This window comes from Sporosarcina newyorkensis (genome assembly GCF_900167515.1).
Classification (GTDB): Bacteria; Bacillota; Bacilli; order Bacillales_A; family Planococcaceae; genus Sporosarcina; species Sporosarcina newyorkensis.
On sequence record NZ_FUYJ01000005.1, the window covers coordinates 143,654 to 163,397 of the forward strand.

19 protein-coding genes are annotated in these 19,744 nt (G+C 41.7%); 11 read left to right on the top strand and 8 right to left on the bottom strand.

Annotated features, from left to right (window positions below):
- Positions 1-263 precede the first annotated feature (263 nt).
- Positions 264-530 carry a YqhV family protein gene (locus tag B5D59_RS11150; RefSeq protein WP_342746529.1) on the bottom strand — a complete coding sequence of 89 codons (267 nt, stop codon included), beginning with the start codon at positions 528-530 and terminating at the stop codon, positions 264-266.
- 457 nt (positions 531-987) lie between these two features.
- On the opposite strand from B5D59_RS11150, the gene B5D59_RS11155 reads away from it, so the two are divergent.
- Positions 988-1,188 carry a cold-shock protein gene (locus tag B5D59_RS11155; RefSeq protein WP_078817992.1) on the top strand — a complete coding sequence of 67 codons (201 nt, stop codon included), beginning with the start codon at positions 988-990 and terminating at the stop codon, positions 1,186-1,188.
- Between the two features lie 199 nt (positions 1,189-1,387).
- Here the strand turns inward: B5D59_RS11155 and B5D59_RS11160 are convergent, their stop codons facing one another.
- The 3 genes from B5D59_RS11160 to B5D59_RS11170 all read right to left on the bottom strand — a co-directional run bounded on the left by B5D59_RS11160 (position 1,388) and on the right by B5D59_RS11170 (position 3,600).
- Positions 1,388-2,119, bottom strand: a complete 732-nt coding sequence (locus B5D59_RS11160) for an amino acid ABC transporter ATP-binding protein (RefSeq protein WP_078817993.1) — start codon at positions 2,117-2,119, stop codon at positions 1,388-1,390.
- Positions 2,116-2,748: an amino acid ABC transporter permease gene (locus tag B5D59_RS11165; RefSeq protein WP_425441352.1), complete on the bottom strand. Its 633-nt coding sequence runs from the start codon at positions 2,746-2,748 to the stop codon at positions 2,116-2,118. The genes B5D59_RS11160 and B5D59_RS11165 overlap by 4 nt, the downstream gene beginning before the upstream one ends.
- Positions 2,749-2,823: 75 nt before the next feature.
- Positions 2,824-3,600: a transporter substrate-binding domain-containing protein gene (locus tag B5D59_RS11170; RefSeq protein WP_078817995.1), complete on the bottom strand. Its 777-nt coding sequence runs from the start codon at positions 3,598-3,600 to the stop codon at positions 2,824-2,826.
- Between the two features lie 243 nt (positions 3,601-3,843).
- Between B5D59_RS11170 and B5D59_RS11175 the strand changes: the two genes are divergently transcribed.
- From B5D59_RS11175 to B5D59_RS11180, 3 genes are all read left to right on the top strand, one after another.
- Complete coding sequence (locus tag B5D59_RS11175; RefSeq protein WP_078817996.1) at positions 3,844-5,010, top strand: DUF3221 domain-containing protein; 1,167 nt, start codon at positions 3,844-3,846, stop codon at positions 5,008-5,010.
- Positions 5,011-5,270: 260 nt separating this feature from the next.
- On the top strand, positions 5,271-5,441 hold the full coding sequence (locus B5D59_RS18230) for a hypothetical protein (protein WP_176132562.1): 171 nt from the start codon (positions 5,271-5,273) through the stop codon (positions 5,439-5,441).
- Positions 5,442-5,793: 352 nt separating this feature from the next.
- On the top strand, positions 5,794-6,186 hold the full coding sequence (locus B5D59_RS11180) for a hypothetical protein (protein ID WP_078817997.1): 393 nt from the start codon (positions 5,794-5,796) through the stop codon (positions 6,184-6,186).
- Positions 6,187-6,492: 306 nt separating this feature from the next.
- Here B5D59_RS11180 and B5D59_RS11185 read toward each other — a convergent pair whose 3' ends face one another.
- The 4 genes from B5D59_RS11185 to fabG form a co-directional block, all read right to left on the bottom strand.
- Positions 6,493-7,404, bottom strand: a complete 912-nt coding sequence (locus B5D59_RS11185) for a hypothetical protein (RefSeq protein ID WP_078817998.1) — start codon at positions 7,402-7,404, stop codon at positions 6,493-6,495.
- A 202-nt stretch (positions 7,405-7,606) separates the two neighbouring features.
- Positions 7,607-8,695, bottom strand: coding sequence for a CapA family protein (locus tag B5D59_RS11190; protein ID WP_078817999.1), 1,089 nt, complete (start codon positions 8,693-8,695; stop codon positions 7,607-7,609).
- A gap of 409 nt (positions 8,696-9,104) precedes the next feature.
- Positions 9,105-9,512 (bottom strand): hypothetical protein, encoded by a 408-nt coding sequence (locus B5D59_RS11195; protein ID WP_078818000.1) that lies wholly within the window; start codon positions 9,510-9,512, stop codon positions 9,105-9,107.
- A gap of 91 nt (positions 9,513-9,603) precedes the next feature.
- Complete coding sequence (gene fabG, locus B5D59_RS11200) at positions 9,604-10,347, bottom strand: 3-oxoacyl-ACP reductase FabG (protein WP_078818001.1); 744 nt, start codon at positions 10,345-10,347, stop codon at positions 9,604-9,606.
- A 217-nt stretch (positions 10,348-10,564) separates the two neighbouring features.
- Between fabG and B5D59_RS11205 the strand changes: the two genes are divergently transcribed.
- The 7 genes from B5D59_RS11205 to B5D59_RS11235 all read left to right on the top strand — a co-directional run bounded on the left by B5D59_RS11205 (position 10,565) and on the right by B5D59_RS11235 (position 19,679).
- On the top strand, positions 10,565-11,383 hold the full coding sequence (locus B5D59_RS11205) for a hypothetical protein (RefSeq protein WP_078818002.1): 819 nt from the start codon (positions 10,565-10,567) through the stop codon (positions 11,381-11,383).
- Positions 11,384-11,479: 96 nt separating this feature from the next.
- A complete protein-coding gene (locus tag B5D59_RS11210) occupies positions 11,480-12,769 on the top strand; it encodes a polysaccharide deacetylase family protein (protein ID WP_078818003.1) in 1,290 nt (429 codons plus the stop codon).
- Positions 12,770-12,789: 20 nt separating this feature from the next.
- A complete protein-coding gene (locus B5D59_RS11215; RefSeq protein ID WP_078818004.1) occupies positions 12,790-13,293 on the top strand; it encodes a sigma-70 family RNA polymerase sigma factor in 504 nt (167 codons plus the stop codon).
- Positions 13,290-14,363 (top strand): S26 family signal peptidase, encoded by a 1,074-nt coding sequence (locus B5D59_RS11220; RefSeq protein WP_139366003.1) that lies wholly within the window; start codon positions 13,290-13,292, stop codon positions 14,361-14,363. Before B5D59_RS11215 ends, B5D59_RS11220 begins: the two co-directional genes overlap by 4 nt.
- A gap of 189 nt (positions 14,364-14,552) precedes the next feature.
- On the top strand, positions 14,553-15,914 hold the full coding sequence (locus B5D59_RS11225) for an S-layer homology domain-containing protein (protein ID WP_078818005.1): 1,362 nt from the start codon (positions 14,553-14,555) through the stop codon (positions 15,912-15,914).
- 84 nt (positions 15,915-15,998) lie between these two features.
- Complete coding sequence (locus tag B5D59_RS11230; RefSeq protein ID WP_078818006.1) at positions 15,999-17,483, top strand: S-layer homology domain-containing protein; 1,485 nt, start codon at positions 15,999-16,001, stop codon at positions 17,481-17,483.
- Positions 17,484-17,795: 312 nt separating this feature from the next.
- Positions 17,796-19,679, top strand: coding sequence for an acyltransferase family protein (locus B5D59_RS11235; RefSeq protein ID WP_281250669.1), 1,884 nt, complete (start codon positions 17,796-17,798; stop codon positions 19,677-19,679).
- Positions 19,680-19,744 lie beyond the last annotated feature (65 nt).

The following is a 19,744-nucleotide window of genomic DNA, read 5'->3' on the forward strand; positions in this document are numbered from 1 at the left end:
ACCGCATGCAGCCGGTTCTCTTTTTGGCTGGAGTTATCTGCGCATAAAACTCCCTGCAACGCTCCTTCAGGTAAGGATGAAGTGCAAAAACACTCATGTTCGTTTGAATAAACTTTACAACTGTTGGGGTGAAGCAAGGATTGCTCAAACGACAGATTGCTTTTTCTGCAAACCTGCTAAAAATAAAGTCTGTACGTCATGCACTTCAACTTCAACATCAACTCGGATCTGATATTGAATTATGTCTCACACATTAACATGGTTTATTCAGATTTCAAGCTGATTAGAATGAGAACAATTCCGGAAAACAGGCAAACCATCCGGGTCAATGAAATTTTCTCCGTCAGGCCGAATAAGGCGATTCCCGTTGTGATGATCAGTACGGTAGGACCGACGAGCGCCAGTAACGTGTTGATGTAAAAGGCTTTCTCTAAATCATTGAACTTGTACATAAAAAAGGCAGCCGTAATATCTATGCTTCCTGAGAAAATTCGCAGCAAAATAATCATAAGGAGAGATGTTTCGATCACATTCTAAACCCCTTCTGTATTAGATAAAACTTACCTAAGTGTATGTGGGCACATTGCTCTTTATCATCATAATCTCACAGTGACATTGGGTTTGAATTTAAAATTTGGACATCTTCATGAGCATGTTCAAAAGCTGGTACGGTCAATGATTTTGAAGCGGAAGTTCAGGCTGGAAATTTGTCTAATACAGTGGAAATGAAACAGGTTCGTTTACATCAAGGGATAGACTTTGAATTGGAGATGGGGGACGAGTTACTTTATCCAAGTTACAAGGAAGGTGTAATAGGTACATTAGAAAAAAAACATACTATTTGCTATTTTATCACACACATGTTATTCTTAAGAAGAATTATTTTTGTTCTTCTTTCAACCGAGAATATATTTTGTTTTTCGTCTAAGACATTTGAGCAAGGATAGTAACATATTGTGTGGATATCCGCACTAGGAGGCAACAACAATGGAACAAGGTAACGTTAAGTGGTTTAATGCAGAAAAAGGTTTTGGATTTATCGAGCGTGAAGCAGGAGAGGACGTATTCGTACATTTCTCAGCTATCCAAAGCGAAGGTTTCAAATCTTTAGACGAAGGTCAAAGTGTAACATTTGAAATTGAACAAGGACAACGTGGCCTACAAGCTACAAACGTTCAAAAAGCTTAATAATAGCTTGAAAAAGACCCTACACATGTAGGGTCTTTTTTTATGTCCTTAAATTTGTTTATATAAATAGTTAACTATGTCAACTTGGCCGTTAACCTGCGCGAAAAGCCTTCATGATTGTTTGGATAAAAATGAATTTATAAACAAACAGAATCGTTTCATGCCCAGGCACGCATTTCAAATGTTACCCGTCCTGTTGTCATACTAAAACCTTACTTAAAAATGCTTTCGTCCGTTCGTTTTGCGGATTGTTAAATAATTGTAAGGGTTCATTTTCTTCTACAATTAACCCCTCGTCAATATAGATTACACGATCTGCAACTTCCTTGGCGAACCCCATTTCGTGAGTAACGACGACCATCGTCATTCCTTCTTTCGCTAATTGCTTCATGACTTGCAATACTTCTCCAACCATTTCTGGGTCGAGTGCTGAAGTTGGTTCGTCAAATAGCATAATCTTTGGATTCATTGCTAGCGACCGGGCGATGGCGACTCGTTGTTTTTGTCCGCCCGAAAGGGAAGCGGGATAGGCCTTTTCTTTCTCACTCAATCCGACTTTTCCAAGTAGTTCACGTGCCTGTTGCTCTGCTTCAATTTTGGGAACTCCTCTTGCTTTCATTGGACCGAGAATGATGTTTTCAATTACTGACTTATGGGGAAATAGGTTGAAATGCTGGAACACCATTCCGACTTCTTGCCGCACTTTATTAATATTTGTTTTTTTACTAGTAATATCTACATTTTCAATGAGCACATGGCCAGATGTAATATCCTCTAAACGATTTAAACATCTTAGAAAGGTACTCTTTCCTGAACCCGAAGCCCCAATGATACACACTACCTCTTTTTCAGCGATGTCGATCGAAATATCTTTAAGCACATGATTCTCTCCAAAACTCTTCATTAAATTTCTAACTTGAATCATCGTCATGAAAGTTTAAATCTCCTTTCCAAAAAGCTCGAAAGTAAGGACAATAAATAAATAATGATAAAGTATAGAACGCCGACAACAATCCAGATTTCAAACGCCTTGAAGGTAGCCGCAATTTGCACTTGTCCGCGTTGAGTTAAATCGGCAATCCCTATAACGGACAATAAAGATGTATCTTTCAAACTAATGATGGCCTGATTGGTGAAAGTAGGTAACATTCTTCTGAAAGCTTGTGGTAAAATGACGAATTTCATGCTTTGTACGTTGGTTAATCCAAGGGATCGTGCCGCTTCGTCTTGCCCGCGATCAATGGACTGGATGCCGGCTCTCATGATTTCGGCATAATAAGCACCCGCATTGATGGCAATTGTTAATATACCTGCATTCATTCGATCTAAGGAAATGAATTCTAACGTGTTTAATCCAAAATAAATAAAAAATAGTTGCACTAAGATTGGCGTTCCTCTTATAGCATCTACAAAGAATTTAGCAATCCAACGTAGTATGAAAAACGGGGATAATCTCAGCAATGCAACAATTAAACCGAGAAAAAATCCAATTATAATCGCAATGACAAATACCTTGAGTGTCACTTGAAGCCCATCAAATAAATACGGAAGTGATTTCATTATAACTTCCACTCACATCTGCCTCCTTTGAAAAAAATTAAGTGCGAAACATATCGCACTTAATTTTCATGAGAATTAATCTAAATATTCATTTAAAATTTCATCATACTTACCGTTCTCTTTTAAGTTTGTTAATCCCTTATCAATCATTTCCAATAACTCATCGTTTTTGCCTTTTAAGACGGAGATGCCATAGTTGTCTCCAGTTAAGCGGTCACCTACAATTTTAAATTTCAGATCACTCACTGCAATCGCATAACTAATTACAGGATAATCCTCCATTAAAGCATCAACTGTTCCATTCGTCACTTCCTGGAACATTGACGTGCTATCATTCACTTGGACAATTTCATAGTTATATTTGTCTTTATTCTCTTCAGCAAACTTTGCGCTGACTGTGCCATTTTTTATAACTACTCTTTTTCCGGCTAAATCTTCGAGACTATTGATTTCTGTATTATTATCAGCGATTACAAGAGAAATTCCGGCCTCGAAATAAGGATCGGAAAAATCGACTGTTTCTTTACGTTCATCCGTGATACTCATCCCGCCCATACCAATGTCCAATTCACCGGCTTGCATCGATGGTATTATTCCTGAAAAGTCCATTTGCTCGATTTTGATTTTGAAACCCTGATCTTCTGCAATGGCATTAATCAAGTCAATGTCAATACCGACTAATTCTCCATCTGCTTCAAATTCAAAGGGAGGGTATGTGTTATCAACACCTACAACATACGTTTTGTCTTCTGCATTTTCTTTTTCCGAAGAAGTTTTATCGTCACTTCCTCCACATGCTACTAATAAAATTGAGATGATCGATAAAACCATTATTAAAATGAACTTCTTCATTCTCTCAGCTCCCCTAAACATATATTTTGCAAATTAAGTGAAAACGTATATCGATAGTAGTATATTTTTAGACTGCGCGTAATATTACAAATGTAGTGTGGTAAATTACTTTTGGCACCTTTTTGAGATGCGGGTCACAGAAATGAAATCAGTACAGTGAGGGTCTGGAACTCAATAGCGGTCCTGTCTGTTGTAACCATTCACCAGCTTATCCGTCTACTGGAATAGATTGGAGGGAGTGGTATGAAAAAGAGAATCTTTTCTGTCCTTATAGGTGCCGCTTTTTTGATAGGCGGATGCGGGACGGCAGGATTGGATAGTACTGAGCAAAACAGCTCTGCTAATCAAGAAGGATGGCAGACGGTGAAGAAAGTAGATGGGCGTGAAATCATCGCAGAATTAGAGCAGAGCGTAAAGGATTTTCCGCTCCGGGAGAAGGCGGTGGCCGAACAAATTGATAATCCGGACTATAAAGCTGGATTTTTTGGCGAACCATCGAAGGAATTGGAAGAAGATATGGCCGTGCAGGCGATTGAAGTGCCGATTGCAATCGAAGTTGTGGAAGAAGTGTATGGGGGCAATGAAGGTTTTGAAAAAGAGGGCGTTCTCTTTATTGAAAATCAAGCAGACGGTGCTGCTCAATCAGGCATTTGGATCGGCGTGAAGGATCCCGATGAGCGTGTACAGCAAGTCATTGATCTCTTGCAGCCGATAGTGGACGAGGGCAAAATTTTGGCTAAACCGATTTATATTTTCAGGAGCTCGCATACCCAGCATGAACTGTATACGATGCAGGATGAAGTGGCAGAAGTGCTGAAAGAGATGAAGCAAGAGCGCGGATCATTCGCATTATCGGTCAATACGATAACAGGAGTTGTTGAAATAGGACATGATTTCCTAAAGCCCGAGCAACAAAAAGAGCTAGAGGAGCAGTTTTTGGATTATACGTTCCACTTCAAGCAAGAGGGGAACATGGTCGCGGAACCCGGAGAATCAGCTATTATTAAGCCGAATCAGATAATGACTGAAACTCCTGTCAAAGATGGCGGATTCATCATGGGCGTGTCGGAAGGCAGTATTTTCGTCTCAGGCGGTACGGAAGGTGCCACCAACTATTCATTTCCTGAAGCTGATCTGCTGACGGTCGGCCAACGTGTGAAAGTGGAGGCAACAGGCGGAATTGCGGAGTCGTATCCGGCACAGGGAACAGCGAAGTTTGTAGAAATCCTGCCTGATTATAAACCTGCCGACGCAACACTTTCCGAATCGCAAGCCGTGGCGAAAGCAATTAAAGAGAAAAAGAAGGAATTTTTTAATTTTAATGTAATTACCGAAGTGCAGTATGATGGGAATCGCAAGGTATGGATACTGGAAATAAGCGATGACAGTAGGGTGGAGGTGGAAGGTTGATAATTGAAGATGTCTGTGTATGGATTGAAGTACCTGAGTAAAAAAACATGATTGCTTGATTGAACGTGAATGTACAAACAAGCGGAATAGTTGCCTGCACAGATAGTCCGAAACTCATCACAAATTAGTTAGTAAAAAGCCGATCCGCAGTAGATAGCCTTTTTACGTATGTCTTTTTGCCTTTTCCAATTGCGGTCAGATGAAGTAGGAGAGTGAAACGGTGACAATACGGAATATCGCGGAAGTGGCGGGGCTCTCGCTTGGAGCGCTCCGCCATTATTATTCGCCAAGACGACTTGCTTGTCTATGCAGTGACACCCGTGCAGGAAAGGGCTACAGGCCGGATTGAAGCAGTTACAAGAAAGATGTTGTCGCCATTTTATGAGATTGTCCCGTTGAATGAAAAAACCCGAGCCCAGATGGAAGTCTAGTTCGCGTTCATTGTACATGTGGACTACCGGAAAGATGAGCTGCCTATCCTCGACGTTGGAGTTCGGGAGGGGGTTCACACTCCACGCCTTGCTTGAGCCAGATCGATTGGATTCAGAAAGAGCACGGAACACAATTCGCTATCATATCGACTCGATATGTTGTTAAGCGCGGAAGTAGATGATAGCTCGTGCAGTAGGAATAAAGGTATTCCGAAAACGAGATGTGGATTCCTCGAAGCTTAAATCATAGGAGCAAGCATGATTTATAATAATGAATATTGTGTTTGAGCGCATAATTTAAAGGTTCACGATGAAGACACAATTATGTATAATCGTGATAGGAGATGATACGATGTCAATCAGCAGAAAAGATTATCTACAACAAATCATTAAATTACACGAACGGTTAATTATAGCGTCCGAGGAATATGAAGGGATATCTGAAGAATTCATTCTCAAGCAAAATCCAGACATTTCATCCATGAAAGAACAATGGCTGGTGAAAGTGAAAGACTTCAAGCGGATTTTGGCTGACATGGACAATCTGGAAATCCCAAATGCGTTTGAAAAAGAAGGTAACGAACTCAAATATGTCTATGAGAACTATGTCAGCTGTGTAGAGGAAAAGACCCGAAAGTTCAGTATAGAAACGATGGCAAATGGGGAACTGGAAGCCATTCAAGCGTCGGAGGTACAAGCTGCAGAGTATATTGAAGACCTGATTGAAGCGTTATTTGATAAGTAAATCCTTTTCATCCTAAGTACCTGATCTTCATACAAATTTAAAATAATTCAAAGTTACTTCTATAGATGCCGGATCCTGTCACAATCCGCAAGATGCATGCGGATGGGGGCGGGAGTCAGGCACCCTAGCGGGGAAAGCGCTCCAAAAACAGTGCGGACCGAGCGAAAGTCTGGTCGGTCCGCACTAAAATTGCAAAGGAGCGAACGAATGCCGTTTCGGAACGCACCAAACGGGCACCATTTGGTTGAGTCTAGGGTTGCTATGAAGTTGTGCGCGGGCACGGCAGCTTCCAAACTATCAATACCATCACTTCATATGATTCCCAATCAAATAAAAAGTCCGATCTTCCGTCAGATTGGCAAGATAATCCATTCCGGCAGCTCTGGTGGAAGCTGTTTCATCTGGCAATTCGGCAAAGCCTTTTTCTTTATTGTTCACCCACCATATTTGATCTGCCTTAATCTCTTTAAACTCCTCTTTTGATACAGTGTTTTTCAACACGCCCCACACTTCGTTCAGCAAATCATCCCATTCATTATAATATTGACCAAAGAAACCGGGCGGTGGATTATTTGCGTATAGGTGGCTCGCTTCTTTTGCTATTCTGTGCTCAAGCTCCTGCGCCTTTTGCATATATTTATTCTTTAAATTTTTCTTTTCCGCTGTTCGTTGCTTTGCTTTCTTTTCCAACCGTTCTTTCTCGGCGATACGTTTTTCCGCTGCGCCTAATTCAATATATAAATTATCTATTTCACTATTCAACGCATCGGACTTTATATCGCTTTTTAATTCACTCAACTTAGAGGCAGCTTCTTCAACCTCATCGCTACTGATCAGCTTTTCGATAACTTTCAGATCGTTTGCGTTCTGCTTTTCCTTTTCCTCTTCAATCGTTACAAGTAGTGTCTTCACTTCGTTTTGCAACGACGGTACAATGTCTTCATTTTTCAGCAAAGTGTTCGCTAAATCAGCCGCTTCTGTCCAATTAAAGAGCTCAATTTTTTCCTTCACTTCTTCATATTCATGTAATAAAACAACCCGGTCTTTTGCTTCGGAACTATCCGGCTTTTCTTCTAGAGCAGTGTTATATAATTTAAGTGCGTTTTCATATTCTCCGCTTTCCAATGCAGCCTCTGCTTCTTCAAAAGACTGTTTATATGCAGAACTGCAGCCGGTCAATACTGAAATAATTGCAAGTAATAAAAAGATTCGTTTCATCTGCTTGCTCCTCACTTTCACATATTGGTGCCCAAATCGTTAAATAGGCTAGGTGTTAAAGGCCTTTCATTAATCAAAGAAATACTTAGCCGGTTTAAGGTACATAACTAACGAATCACTCATTTTCCATTTCAAAACACTGGCCTCTGGACATAGTGCCTTTTTAATATACTTTTAATACATGTGTAGCATTTCCACCCACTCACCAATCTGGCACACCAACATGATCTTCCACCCACTCATCGGTATACCTAATCACATGGTTGGCATTTCGCAGCGGCACCACTTTAAAACGATTCTGTTCATCCTTGATGACTGCAGTGGGGAATAAACGGGGATCATCAATCGAAACTGTTGTTGTATCGCCTGTCTTCTCCTTTTTTACCGTAAGCCGGGCAATGCCTCCAAAGTTTGTGTATTCAAAAGGCTGTGCGGAATAGAAGTTGCCGAGCGAGAAAAAGACTTTCGCATTTCCGACTTCTCCGTATCGTTGTAAAACATGCGGGTGATGACCGAAAATAATATCAGCTCCGTTTTTCGCTACAAACTCCGCAAGTTCTTCTTGTGTGTCCGAGGTGTTCAACACATATTCCGGTCCCCAGTGCAGAGAGACTACAGTGACATCCACAGAAGGTTTAAGCCTTTGTATATCTTCTGCAATCTTCACACGCTCCACCATGTTGACCAAATACTCTTTTCCATAGGGAGCCAATCCGACGTTCGTTCCGTATGTATACGCCAACACGCCGATTCGGATCCCATTCACTTCAACAATCCTTTGATTCTCTTGGTCCTCGATAGACTGATAGGCACCGACATATGGCATCGCATACTCTTTCGCATGTTGAATGGATTTCAGGACGCCGATTTCTCCTTTGTCCAATGTATGATTATTGGCTAATGAAATCATATCAACGCCTGCGCTTTGAAGATTTTGAATGATATGTTTTGGGCTGTTGAACTTCGGATAGGTGGACAGACCCAGCTCAACACCCCCCGGCATGGATTCTTGATTGGCGATTAAGAAATCAATACCCATCATCTTCTCTTTCACTTCTTGAAATGCAAAATCGTAACTTGGATACGTGTTGATTGGGTAATGCAACAGCACATCTCCAATCATGCCGATCGTTGCAATGTTTACTGCTATTTGTTCTAGTTTTTCTTCAGTTTCTTCTTCATGCACTGTAACAGGGAGCGCCTGATCTCTTTCCTTCCAATCTTCCCATAAAATATAGCCGCATATTATCCAGACTGAAACCATGATAGCGAACATCCATTTTGTCTTCACGTTAACCTCTCCATATCAAAGTACCAGGTCTGCACACAAGTTGGAAATGAACACACCACAAAACAATCCTTCCGACGAGATACGTAATCGGAAGGATTAATTGTATATTTGGGGCCAAACCGCCACCTGTTTTGTGATTATTCACTCAATTGGGTAGAGACCTAGTACTCACTTCTTCATTTTCAGGAATTTTCATTCTGTAAAGCAGAAAACAAATCTACTACTAATAACTAACTTTACCTTGCTAAAATCATCTAATTATACCATATAAATTTTATAGAAAAGCAACTTTCTATTGTTTGTGACTGAAACTTATTAGGTTACATAAGAACTACATCTTCACGAGAAGAATTGAAGAAGTGAGGATAACCTGGAAATCGGTTGGAGGGCGTCATTGTTACTTCCGCTATCACTTAACAATCAACACATCCTTCTCCGGTGTCAGCAGCCCATTCTGTTCATAATAACTAACCCCTGTTCTTGAAAGCACTGCTGTTTTAACCGCATGATCCCCTTTAGCAAATACAAGCAGAAACATATCCTCCCTAATATCTAGACCATTGATGTTGCCCTTAAACTTAACATTCAAAGAATCCTCTATGACATCTACGGTCGTATAGGGCCCATAGACCAATGCCCGATCCCAGTCGAAATCAGTTAAAGTGGACAGGGGGATTTCTGTTGTACCACTTTTTGCTTGTTCTACAATCTTCATAGCAAGCACCGGATCTTCACTCGCTCTATTAACAAAGAACAAGCTTACCATTGCAATAATTAGCACACCCCCGCCAATCCAAAAACTCCATTTTTTTAACATAAATCACACCTCTAGTAATCTGTAGCTTTCACATTAATTGCTTGCAGGTCAAATAACGATTTAGCATTCATTTCGACCGGTATTTATAAGATTAAACCATCAAAAATCCACCACTGACGCTAATGCATTCACCGGTAACAAAACTCGAATCATCCGATGACAAGAAGGAGACAACCGATGCCACTTCAGATGGATCTCCCATCCGGCCCACCGGTGTTAATAACGTAGCCATCCTCTTAACATCTTCCGGTAGATTTTTTGTCATGTCGGTATTTATCTGTCCGGGTGCGACCGCATTTACAGTAATTCTCTTGCTGCCGTTTTCTTTAGCCAATGTCCGCGTCAAGCCAATCACTCCAGCTTTAGACGCGCTGTAATTCGCCTGTCCCAAATTGCCCCAGCTGGAGGTGGAAGAAACATTGACGATTTTTCCGTACTGCTGTGCCCGCATGCTTGGAATGACGGCTTGGCATGTATAAAACATGCTATTTAGGTTGATATCCATGACGGACTGCCATTGCTCTGGCGTCATTTTATGAAAGAATGCGTCTCTTGTGATACCTGCATTGTTGATCAGAATATCAATCTTGCCAAGCTTCTCGTAAATGGTTGTGAATGTATCTTTTACATCTGTTTGATCCGCTACATTGCATTTCAGCGTAAGAACACGTTCTCCTGAAGCATCCAGCTTGTTGGCTGTCTGTTCGAGAGTATTGAAGTTGGTATCCAACATCGCTACAGTAGCCCCCTCTTCCAATAGTCTTTCTGCGATTTTAGCACCAATCCCTTGAGCTCCTCCAGTTACGACCGCCACTTTATTTAATAATTTCCCCATCCTATTCACTCCTTAGTTTTTAATAGAATATTAGGATAACTTTAACATAACTGAGTAGTGAATCATACAAGCAAAGTGACAGGGGACTGCCCGTTACTGAGCCCCTTTCCTAAACAGCTCCGCCAATTGCCGCTAGAACAATTTGAAAAATAGTTTCATGTATGTGTATCTCTTTTGGCCTCTCCTTTCTATATAGAAAGAAAAAGGGGTTTTTCTCATGACACATTATCTTTCTCAGTACGCGAAATTCCAGAACAAAATCGAAATGGACGTTGCGGCACGCCAGCATATAGACCTTCATTGGAATGCGATAAACAAGACCGACCGCGCTGTCCTTGAAATGATTCGATGTTATTCAGTGATTTACTTGGCTGCCCACTTGAAACACCAGACGATTGAAACGAAACTCAGCTTGTCGAATTCCACGGTCAGACGGACTCTCCGCAAACTGGAGAAACTGCAGATTATCGAGCGGATTCATTATGTCAGGCCTGTTATGAGCGGCTTGGGAGCAAATATTTATGTTATTTTGCCCATCAATGACCAGGGGAATTTGGACAGGGGCGTTGAGGTGACCGAGCCTAATCAGGACGTGGTTTCTGAGGCGGTTTTGGAAAAAGAACCTTCTTTCTATAAATCTCAAAACACTAAAGACTTTATAAAGACGTCTCACCCTGCTGGTGAAAAGTTATCCACAACTCTTTTTACGAAGATGAAAGATATATTGTCGTTGACTGGAGATAGTGCCAAAACACGTGAGTTCTTTGGGATTTATAGGGCGCTCTCGGGACGCATGTTGAAGTTCGGAATTTATAAAGGCAAGGAGGAAGTATTCGAGGATTTGGCTTATCGTGCAATGCGGATCAGTGTAATGGCGACAAAAACAAAGCGTATCCGCAATTTACCGGGCTATTTCAGCGGTGTTTTGCGTGAGTTGATTGATGAGACGTTTTTTAGTGATATTTATCAGGAGTATACAGTTTCGGTTGAGGAGTTTGAATGGAACGGGAGAGCGCAATCAAACACCTTTTTATGAAATCCAACCATTCTCCAAAATATTTTTAAAAACATTTGAAACTTTTTCTGAAAATCTCCGTCTGTAGGTTGCTTAGATGACAGTGGAGGTATAGGTATGAAGAAAATGGTTTTTATTGGGCTGTTACTTATTGGCTTGATTTTATTTATAATGGGGGGTGGCGCAAAATGGAATATGGCTGTGGCTTCATTTGTTGATGAGCAGTCTGGAAGAGTGTTTGCGCAACTTATTCAAAAAGAAGAGACAGTTGAAGAGATAGAATTTGAGCGGGTACTGACACTTGTAGAGCGCCAGCCGATATATATGAAGGGAGCGACTTTCATTCGAATTGGCGAGTTGGAGGCGAATCAGCCGGTTGCCATTACAGGTGAAGATGAGGAGTATTATGAGCTTCGGTTAGGAAAAATGCCGGTATTTGTTCGTAAGGGTCAGGGGACGATTGAAAAAAAGAAGCTGCCGGTAATTGTACAAACGGAGCGGTTGGCTGCGGTAAAAACGCTTCGAAAGACGGCGGTTTATAATGATAAGGACTTACAGAGTACCGTCTTGGCCCAGTTGGAAGAAGGTTATCGCTATCCAATCGTACAGGAGGAAGAAGATTGGTATATCGTGAAAATCGGTGAACGGCCGGGATATATTGACAAGCGCTCCGTTGTGTTGGACGAAGGGTTGCCGGTTCTTGTCTACCATCATATCGTGCCCCGTGATTGGATGAAAACAATGGCAAGTACCGTTTCTTTAGAAAATTTTGAGCAGCAGATGGGGTATTTGGCGGAGCGTCAATTTGAGACGCTGACGGCACAGCAGCTTTATGATTATTTGGAAGGACGTCTCGTTGTCCCTGGCAAGGCGGTGCTCATTACTTTCGATGATGGCTTATTATCATCAAAAGAATATGCGTATCCGATTTTGAAGCAATATGGGTTTACCGCGCTTCAGCACATTATCTCTTCTCGTACATACAGAGCGCAAGGCATACAACGTTATGACGCGGAAGGTCCGATACAGTTTTTGACAGCTGAAGAAATGAAAGAGATAACAGATGTTTTCCAACTCGAAGCGCATACATATGGACTGCATAATCTTAATAAAGAATTGGGTACTGGAATTGCGCTAGAACATGTAAAAGAAGAGATTTTTGCGGACTTGCAGCGGAATATGGAACAAGTGCCGGCGGCCGTATCATTAGCCTATCCATATGGACATTATAATGAAGAATTTATCGCGGCGGCTAAAGAGGCAGGGCTATTAATTGGCTTTACAACCACCGAAGGCTATGCAACTATAGACGTTTCGAATTATGAAGTAAGTCGATTTGGAATGACAGAAAAAAGGTCATTTGAGCAGTTTGCTGCGTATGTGGATGGGGACATGACGTGGCAATAGAAAAGGGTGAGGTTTGGTAAATGAATGAAATTGATCAATTAATCAATGAGCACTCGCGTTATTTAATACGCATCGCTTATTTATACGTGAAAAATTGGTCGACAGCTGAGGATATTGTACAAGATGTATTTGTAACGTATTTCCAAAAGAGTGACCAGTTTCGCAATGAAGCTTCACTGAAAACATATTTGACTAAAATGACAGCCAATCGTGCGAAAGATTATTTGCGTTCTTGGAAGCATAAAAAAGATGTGCTGTTCGAAACGATTAGTACTTCGGTAAAAGGTACAGAAGAGATAGTGCTTGAGCAAGAGCGACTGGCCTCACTTGAAAAAAATCTTTTCCAACTTCCATTAAAATACCGCGAACCTTTAATATTATTTTATTATGATGAGCAATCCATAACGGAAATCGCAACTTATTTGCAACTGAATGAAAATACGGTGAAAACACGACTGCGAAGGGCAAAGCAGCAACTAAAGGAATTTTTTGATGAAGAGGACGGGGAGGTAGTGAAGAATTGAGCGATTTCAAAGAGAAGCTAGATCAAATGATGGGCGATACGTCGGAGCATGAAAGGCGGGTAAAACAGCGTGTACATGAGAAACTACGGCCGTCGGCTAAGAGGTTTTCATGGCAAGTGCTGTTTGTCACAGCAGCGCTTCCTATAGTTGCAATACTCCTTATGGTCACTTTGAACCCTTCTGATTTGCTTTCTTCTGATGAGGGGCCCGGTATTCCGTATGATCCGTTAAATGACTTGGCACAAATTTCTGCATTGCAGAAAAAACAGCAACTGTCAGTGATTGATTATGAAGAATTTGCCGAACTGCCGCATTTTGATCATGTCGACGATCTGCATTATATAAATAAAGAGCCATTTTTATTGGACGGGAGTACAGATACTTTTCATACAGTGATGGAGCGTAAAGCAAATCTGTTTGATGATATTGTGTATCAGGCCGGTGATATTGTGCGCACGATGACAAATACGACAAGCCATTTACCAACCTATGATGATGTCTATTACGAGGTCATTGCGGTCCCGGGCGATCGTGTCGTACTTGAAAAAGGACAGCTGAAAGTAAATGGGAAACCGCTGCGATCTGAAATTATGGAGCGTTATAAAGACCAAGAGATCACGATTGCAGGGGGTTACGATCAGCTGTTGAATGCGCGGGAGTATTTTTTATTGAACCATTTTCCGGCAAGGGAAACGGTTCAAGGTGGGACGATTACGCCGGTGCACAAAATTTACGGGCAAGTGGTAGGCATTGCGACAGAGGAGCGCACAAATTCGATGTATTTGGATTATTTGGCCGGAGAGCTTAGCGAGGAATATACACCGGAACAATATTTCGATTTGTATTTATACGACTCGCTTTTAGGCTTGGATAATTTGTCGAAAACACCGGCATTTACTCAAATCAACCGATTAGGTGAGCTATTTTTGGAAGCCTCCTATCGGAAAGTGTACCCTGTTTCCGAAAATGAAGTAGAAATTCGCTATCAATATGGACGCGAAGGCGTCGCAGAGCATGTGTTTACGATGAAGCGTGATGCGGATTCGGGACGCTGGCTGATAGCAGATTAACTAAAACGATGTTTGCTGAGGAAAATCAGGTTGGCAATTGTTCAAAAATAGAAGCCGTCAACCAACCGCTCGCCATTTTGGCACGCCAACTTGGTTTTCCACACATTCACCGTGATTAAATGGAGATATCCGTGCGAAATTCAATCTTGATACGTTCTAGTGCAAATAACTTTAAAAGGAGACTATCAAATGAAAAGTAAATTTATTGCTGCATTGATGACTTTGTTACTCGTTACCTCAGCTGCTCCAATCCAAGCGCGTGCAGCTGCTCAATTTTCAGATGTAGATACGCATTGGGCAAAGAAAGAAATCCTATATTTATCCGACCGCAATATTATTGGCGGCTATCCGGACGGCACGTTCAAACCAAATCAGCCGATCACGCGGGTACAGGCAGCCTCCATGCTTGCCAAAGCACTGAAGCTTTCGCTGTCGGAGGATACGTCTACTGAATTTAAGGATGTGGCGAAAACATCTCCTCACTATCAGGTCTTAGCGACAATGAATGAGCTAGGAATTTTACGCGGCGATAACGGCTATATACGTCCCGGAGAGAAAACTTCACGTGCACAGATGGCCGCGATTCTGCGCCGGTCATTTAATATGCCACTCGATAAACAGGCAACATTTATTGACGTAACTCCGGCTCACTGGGCTTATCAGGATATTAATGGAATCGCGAAACAGCGGGTTGCTGGTGGTTCGAAAGGTAAATATATGCCGGCAGATTACGTTACACGCGCCCAATTCTCAGCATTTCTCGTACGAGCGCTCGATGATTCGCAGAAACTCAGCGCCTATCATTCATATGTCGGCGTAAAAGGCAAGACGGTTGAACAGAATGGATTCTCGTACACTATTGCTAAAGAAGGGTATAATTCCAAGTTGTTTAAGGAGAATTTAAAGACAGGCAAACGCGAAGCCATTGTAATTCCAGAAAATATCCCAAGCGATGATACATTCCAAGTGCACTTGCTGAAAGGTTTCCAACTCATCGTATACAATGACGAAATCTTCATTCCTTATTGGTCAGCGGTCGGAGAGATGAGCGAACTACCTATCGCGTACGGGTTGATGAAAGTGAAAACAGACGGTCAGAATCTAGTGTTGATGAATCAGCCGAATGGTTACACATTCCGCAATATGTTCATTTGGAATGACCGAATTTATTATACAAATGAGAAGAATAAAGAGCGCTATTTCGATTATACATTTAACCCCGATAAACCTGTTATAGATGACCCGCTCGTCCTTTATTCGACAGCGATGGACGGCAGCGACAAGAAGAAAGAATATGGCTTTGATGCGCGTGTAATCTTTGATAATGTGGCATTTACACCCAATCATGTACAGGTAAACCAAAACAATAAATCTGTACTGTTTGATCATTCCACAATGTATTACTTCAATAAAAAAGGGGTCTATAAGTACAGTCTGCTTGATAAAAAGACTAGCAAACTTTCGAATGTCATTGGGGAAGACATGCGGGTTACGGAAACGCAGCTGATCGTGACAGACACGAAAGGAAAGACACATACGCTGAAGAAATAACTTCGAATGCCAGGTCTCGCTATAATTCGAGGAAAGCATGCGGACTGTAGCGGGAGCCAGGCACCAACGAAAGGAAGAGTTCGAATGAGAAAGAAACTACTTATGATAATCGGTGCGTTATTGCTCCTATGCAGCTTGCCTTTATCGGGCACATTCGCAACAAGTACAAAACATTTTTCAGATGTACCGCCGTCAAAACACTTTGCGGAAGCAGTTTATGACCTGGCAGAACGTAATATAATTGGAGGTTATCCGGATGGTACATTCAAACCCGGAAACTCTATCACGCGAGGACAGGCAGCTGCCATTATTGCAAAGCTTATTAAATTAGATACTTCGAAATTGAAGGATCCAGGATTTAAAGACGTTCCGAAAGCGAATGGCTACTACAAAGCAATTGCAGCCATGGCAGAAAAAAGCATCATCAGCGGCTATGGAGATGGACGTTTTGGTCCGAACGATCCCATCACACGGGCGCAGATGGCTTCGATTCTTGTCAAAGCGTTCGATTTGCCGCGCTATAACTTCAATTCATATAAAAGTCCATTCGAAGATGTACACCGAGGAGTAGGCCACGACCCGAACATTCTGACAATCTATAGACTTGGTATCACTACAGGAACATCTCCTGACAGATTCAGCCCGAACACATCTATCACAAGAGGACAAGCGGCCAAAATGATGAAAGCAACGGAAGAAGCGAAGTCACAGATTGTTACGGTGAAGGCTAGCGACTTCGGTTGGGATCAATTTAAAATGTATGATTCCAATCATAAGGATACCGGTATCTACCAAGCTGTGGAAGGAAAAAACAAACCAACCGGTGGTGTAACAGATAGAATCCATTTAGTCCCACTTAAAGAAGGGGACGGTACATTCAAGGCCGCATTGGTGTATTCAGGAAATCCGGATAAGAAATTTTATCGGAAATATTATGTACATGTCAAAGAAGTAAACGGAAAACTGAAGCTGAAGTTAGAGCGAACAGAAGATTTTCTTCCTTCGCCGGTTGCGATCGGTGTGGAGAATAAAGGACCTGTCCAAAACATTTCCCTTTCCACGATGGACGGAAAGAAGATTACCGATAATATGAAGTTCACGAAATGTCTTTCGTTCAGTCCCTCAGATTGCGTCGACAACGATGAGACCGATAGTGAAGGGAAGTATCGCAACGTCCATATTGTGATTGATCAGCCGGGTCGATACATCGCTACTATCCGTTTTGAAGACGGAAAGGAAGTACGGTACGGATTAGAAGCGGTAAGTTCAGCTCCAAGTTTTAAATTCAGTTTTAAAGTATTGGAGGAAAGACCGAACGCGTCATTGGATTTGGGAGCAAACTACGATATAGGAAAGCATATACTGCCGAAAGGCTCCGAGCAGATCGCTGAAATCACTAGAGACGAGGGCACTAATATGTTCCATGTTGTAGGGAAGAAAGCAGGAGCGGTTGAAATTAAGCTGCCCGATCATAAAAAACTTGATCTGATGGGACTCCATGTTCGCGTTCAAGAAATGGGTCCCATTATTCAAGTCGAGATCTATGAATTGATGGACACACATATGTAATAGAAGGGGAAACAAAATAGTATCTAGTCTGCACAATTGCGTAAAATCTATGTTGGTCTATGAAATGCCAAGCGTCACATTCTTTTTTCAAGCAAATGAAACAGGTTCATTTAAGAGTGTATGCATTTTAGAATAGTGTTTGACTAGCGCAGGGGCTAGGTATCAGAGTTAATAGGATGGAGAAAGCGTATGACAGATTTAAAATTGACCAAAAAAAGATTTCGACCAGAGATTGAAGGCGTACGGACCATCGCAACTCTGCTCATCGCTGTTTATCATATATGACTAGGCAGAGTATCCGGTGGAGTCGATATATTTATCATCATTTCGGGTTATCTCATCACTTTATCCCTTTTGACCAGGATCGAGAAAACCGGATCCGTAAAATTTTTCGATTTCATACTAGGCATTGCGAGAAGGTTGTTCCCTCAAGCATTGTTCGTCTCGATCGTCATCGGATTTATGTGTCTCGTATTTTTGCCGAAAATTGAATGGAGCGAAATCATCGCGCATATGGCGGCCTCAACATTTTATTATGAAAATTGGCGGCTGGCATTTGATTCGGTGGATTATCTGGCGCGAGAGAATTCCGCAAGTCCATTTCAACATTATTGGTCACTTGGTATTCAGGGGCAAATTTATATTATTTGGCCGCTCTTTATCTGTCTCGTCTTTTTTATCGCGAAAAAAGTCTTGAAAACACCTGTGCGTAAAACGTTTCTTACAGCGCAGCTTGTCGTTTTCGCTGGTTCACTGGCTTATTCTGTTTACCAAACACATATCAATCAACCATGGGCATACTTCGATACGTTCGCAAGGATGTGGGAATTTAGCATAGGTGGGATCTTCGCCTTAATTTCACCTTATCTGATTTTCAATAAAAGGTTCAACACCGTCCTCGGATGGGGCGGGCTGGCGGTTATTTGTCTAACAGGCATCTTATTACCTGTGTCGACTGTGTTTCCTGGCTATTTGGCTTTGGTTCCAATAAGCGGTGTATTGTTCATTTTGATTTCAACAGAGAACAATACCAAGCTGGGAGTAGATCGTCTACTAGGCTCAAAACCTCTTACCTATTTGGGTGGTCTTACATATGGTATTTACTTATGGCATTGGCCGTTGCTGATTTTCTACCATGCTTTTATGAAAACGACAACGGTTCCGATCCTAGATGGGATTATCATCCTGTTGTTCACGTTATTATTGTCCATCATTTCCACTAAGCAGCTAGAAACCCCCTTTTTGATGATGAAATGGGATAAGAAGAAAGGGAATTTCGTGACAGTGCTAGGCATCTTGCTAGTCTTCGCGGCTAGCTCGATATTTTCCATTTCCATGTATATACAGAAAACACAGGCGAGCATGCTCAATTTGACCCAGAACGATAAAGATTATCCAGGAGCCAAATCGATTCTGTATAATGTTAAACCACCGGAAGGACTTGATTTGATTCCTTCTCCGTTGGCAATTAAGACGGATCTTCCGAGTTTCTATGAGGATACGGAATGTCTCGGTCAAGATCGTACTGAGGTGAGAAAGTGTTCGTATGGTGTTTTAGACAAACCTGACTATGTTCTTGCCTTAGTAGGCGGCTCTCATTCAGGACACTGGTTTCCAGCGCTTGAAATAGTGGCGGAAGAGCTGAATTTTCGGATCGATCTGTACAATCATGACGGTTGCCGATTTACCGACGAAGATCCTGAAAATCATTTAACTAAAACGTGTCTAGAGTGGAATGAAAATTTGATCAAGGAATTAAAAGAGGAACCACCTGATTTGATATTCACTACAGCGACTTTAAATAAACGCGACAAGGTGCCGCTTGGTTATATCAATCAATGGAAAGAACTCGAAGGGATTACGAAGATTTTTGCGGTGCGCGACAATCCCCGCATGAAAAAGAAAATACCAGCCTGTTTAGAAAGTGCGAGAAGTCCATTGGATTGTGCAATCGACAGGTCAGACGGCGTATCACAGGTCGTGCCATGGGAAAACACAGAAGGTATACCTTCCAATGTCATTTTTGCCGACCTGACGGATTACTTCTGTGATGATAAGACATGCTATCCAGTCATTGGGAATATTATTGTATATCGAGATAATAACCATATTACAGCGGAGTATTCAAAGTCGTTGGCCCCCGCTTTGAGGGATCCTTTGGAGCAGGCATTTAAAAAGGTACATTTATCAATGTAGAGATAACTGATACTTTAGTTAACAGAATAAGGATAAATCAAAAAGCAGGCATGCCTGCTTTTTGA

What these genes read in the sequence shown, in the direction of transcription:
- B5D59_RS11165 (WP_425441352.1), bottom strand. Translation starts at nt 2,748, where the DNA reads ATGAAATCACTTCCGTATTTATTTGATGGGCTTCAAGTGACACTCAAG.
- B5D59_RS11195 (WP_078818000.1), bottom strand. Translation starts at nt 9,512, where the DNA reads ATGTTAAAAAAATGGAGTTTTTGGATTGGCGGGGGTGTGCTAATTATT.
- B5D59_RS11225 (WP_078818005.1), top strand. Translation starts at nt 14,553, where the DNA reads ATGAAAAGTAAATTTATTGCTGCATTGATGACTTTGTTACTCGTTACC.
- B5D59_RS11155 (WP_078817992.1), top strand. Translation starts at nt 988, where the DNA reads ATGGAACAAGGTAACGTTAAGTGGTTTAATGCAGAAAAAGGTTTTGGA.
- B5D59_RS11175 (WP_078817996.1), top strand. Translation starts at nt 3,844, where the DNA reads ATGAAAAAGAGAATCTTTTCTGTCCTTATAGGTGCCGCTTTTTTGATA.
- B5D59_RS11170 (WP_078817995.1), bottom strand. Translation starts at nt 3,600, where the DNA reads ATGAAGAAGTTCATTTTAATAATGGTTTTATCGATCATCTCAATTTTA.
- B5D59_RS11160 (WP_078817993.1), bottom strand. Translation starts at nt 2,119, where the DNA reads ATGACGATGATTCAAGTTAGAAATTTAATGAAGAGTTTTGGAGAGAAT.
- B5D59_RS11215 (WP_078818004.1), top strand. Translation starts at nt 12,790, where the DNA reads ATGAATGAAATTGATCAATTAATCAATGAGCACTCGCGTTATTTAATA.
- B5D59_RS11205 (WP_078818002.1), top strand. Translation starts at nt 10,565, where the DNA reads ATGACACATTATCTTTCTCAGTACGCGAAATTCCAGAACAAAATCGAA.
- B5D59_RS11230 (WP_078818006.1), top strand. Translation starts at nt 15,999, where the DNA reads ATGAGAAAGAAACTACTTATGATAATCGGTGCGTTATTGCTCCTATGC.
- B5D59_RS11180 (WP_078817997.1), top strand. Translation starts at nt 5,794, where the DNA reads ATGTCAATCAGCAGAAAAGATTATCTACAACAAATCATTAAATTACAC.
- B5D59_RS11185 (WP_078817998.1), bottom strand. Translation starts at nt 7,404, where the DNA reads ATGAAACGAATCTTTTTATTACTTGCAATTATTTCAGTATTGACCGGC.
- B5D59_RS11210 (WP_078818003.1), top strand. Translation starts at nt 11,480, where the DNA reads ATGAAGAAAATGGTTTTTATTGGGCTGTTACTTATTGGCTTGATTTTA.
- fabG (WP_078818001.1), bottom strand. Translation starts at nt 10,347, where the DNA reads ATGGGGAAATTATTAAATAAAGTGGCGGTCGTAACTGGAGGAGCTCAA.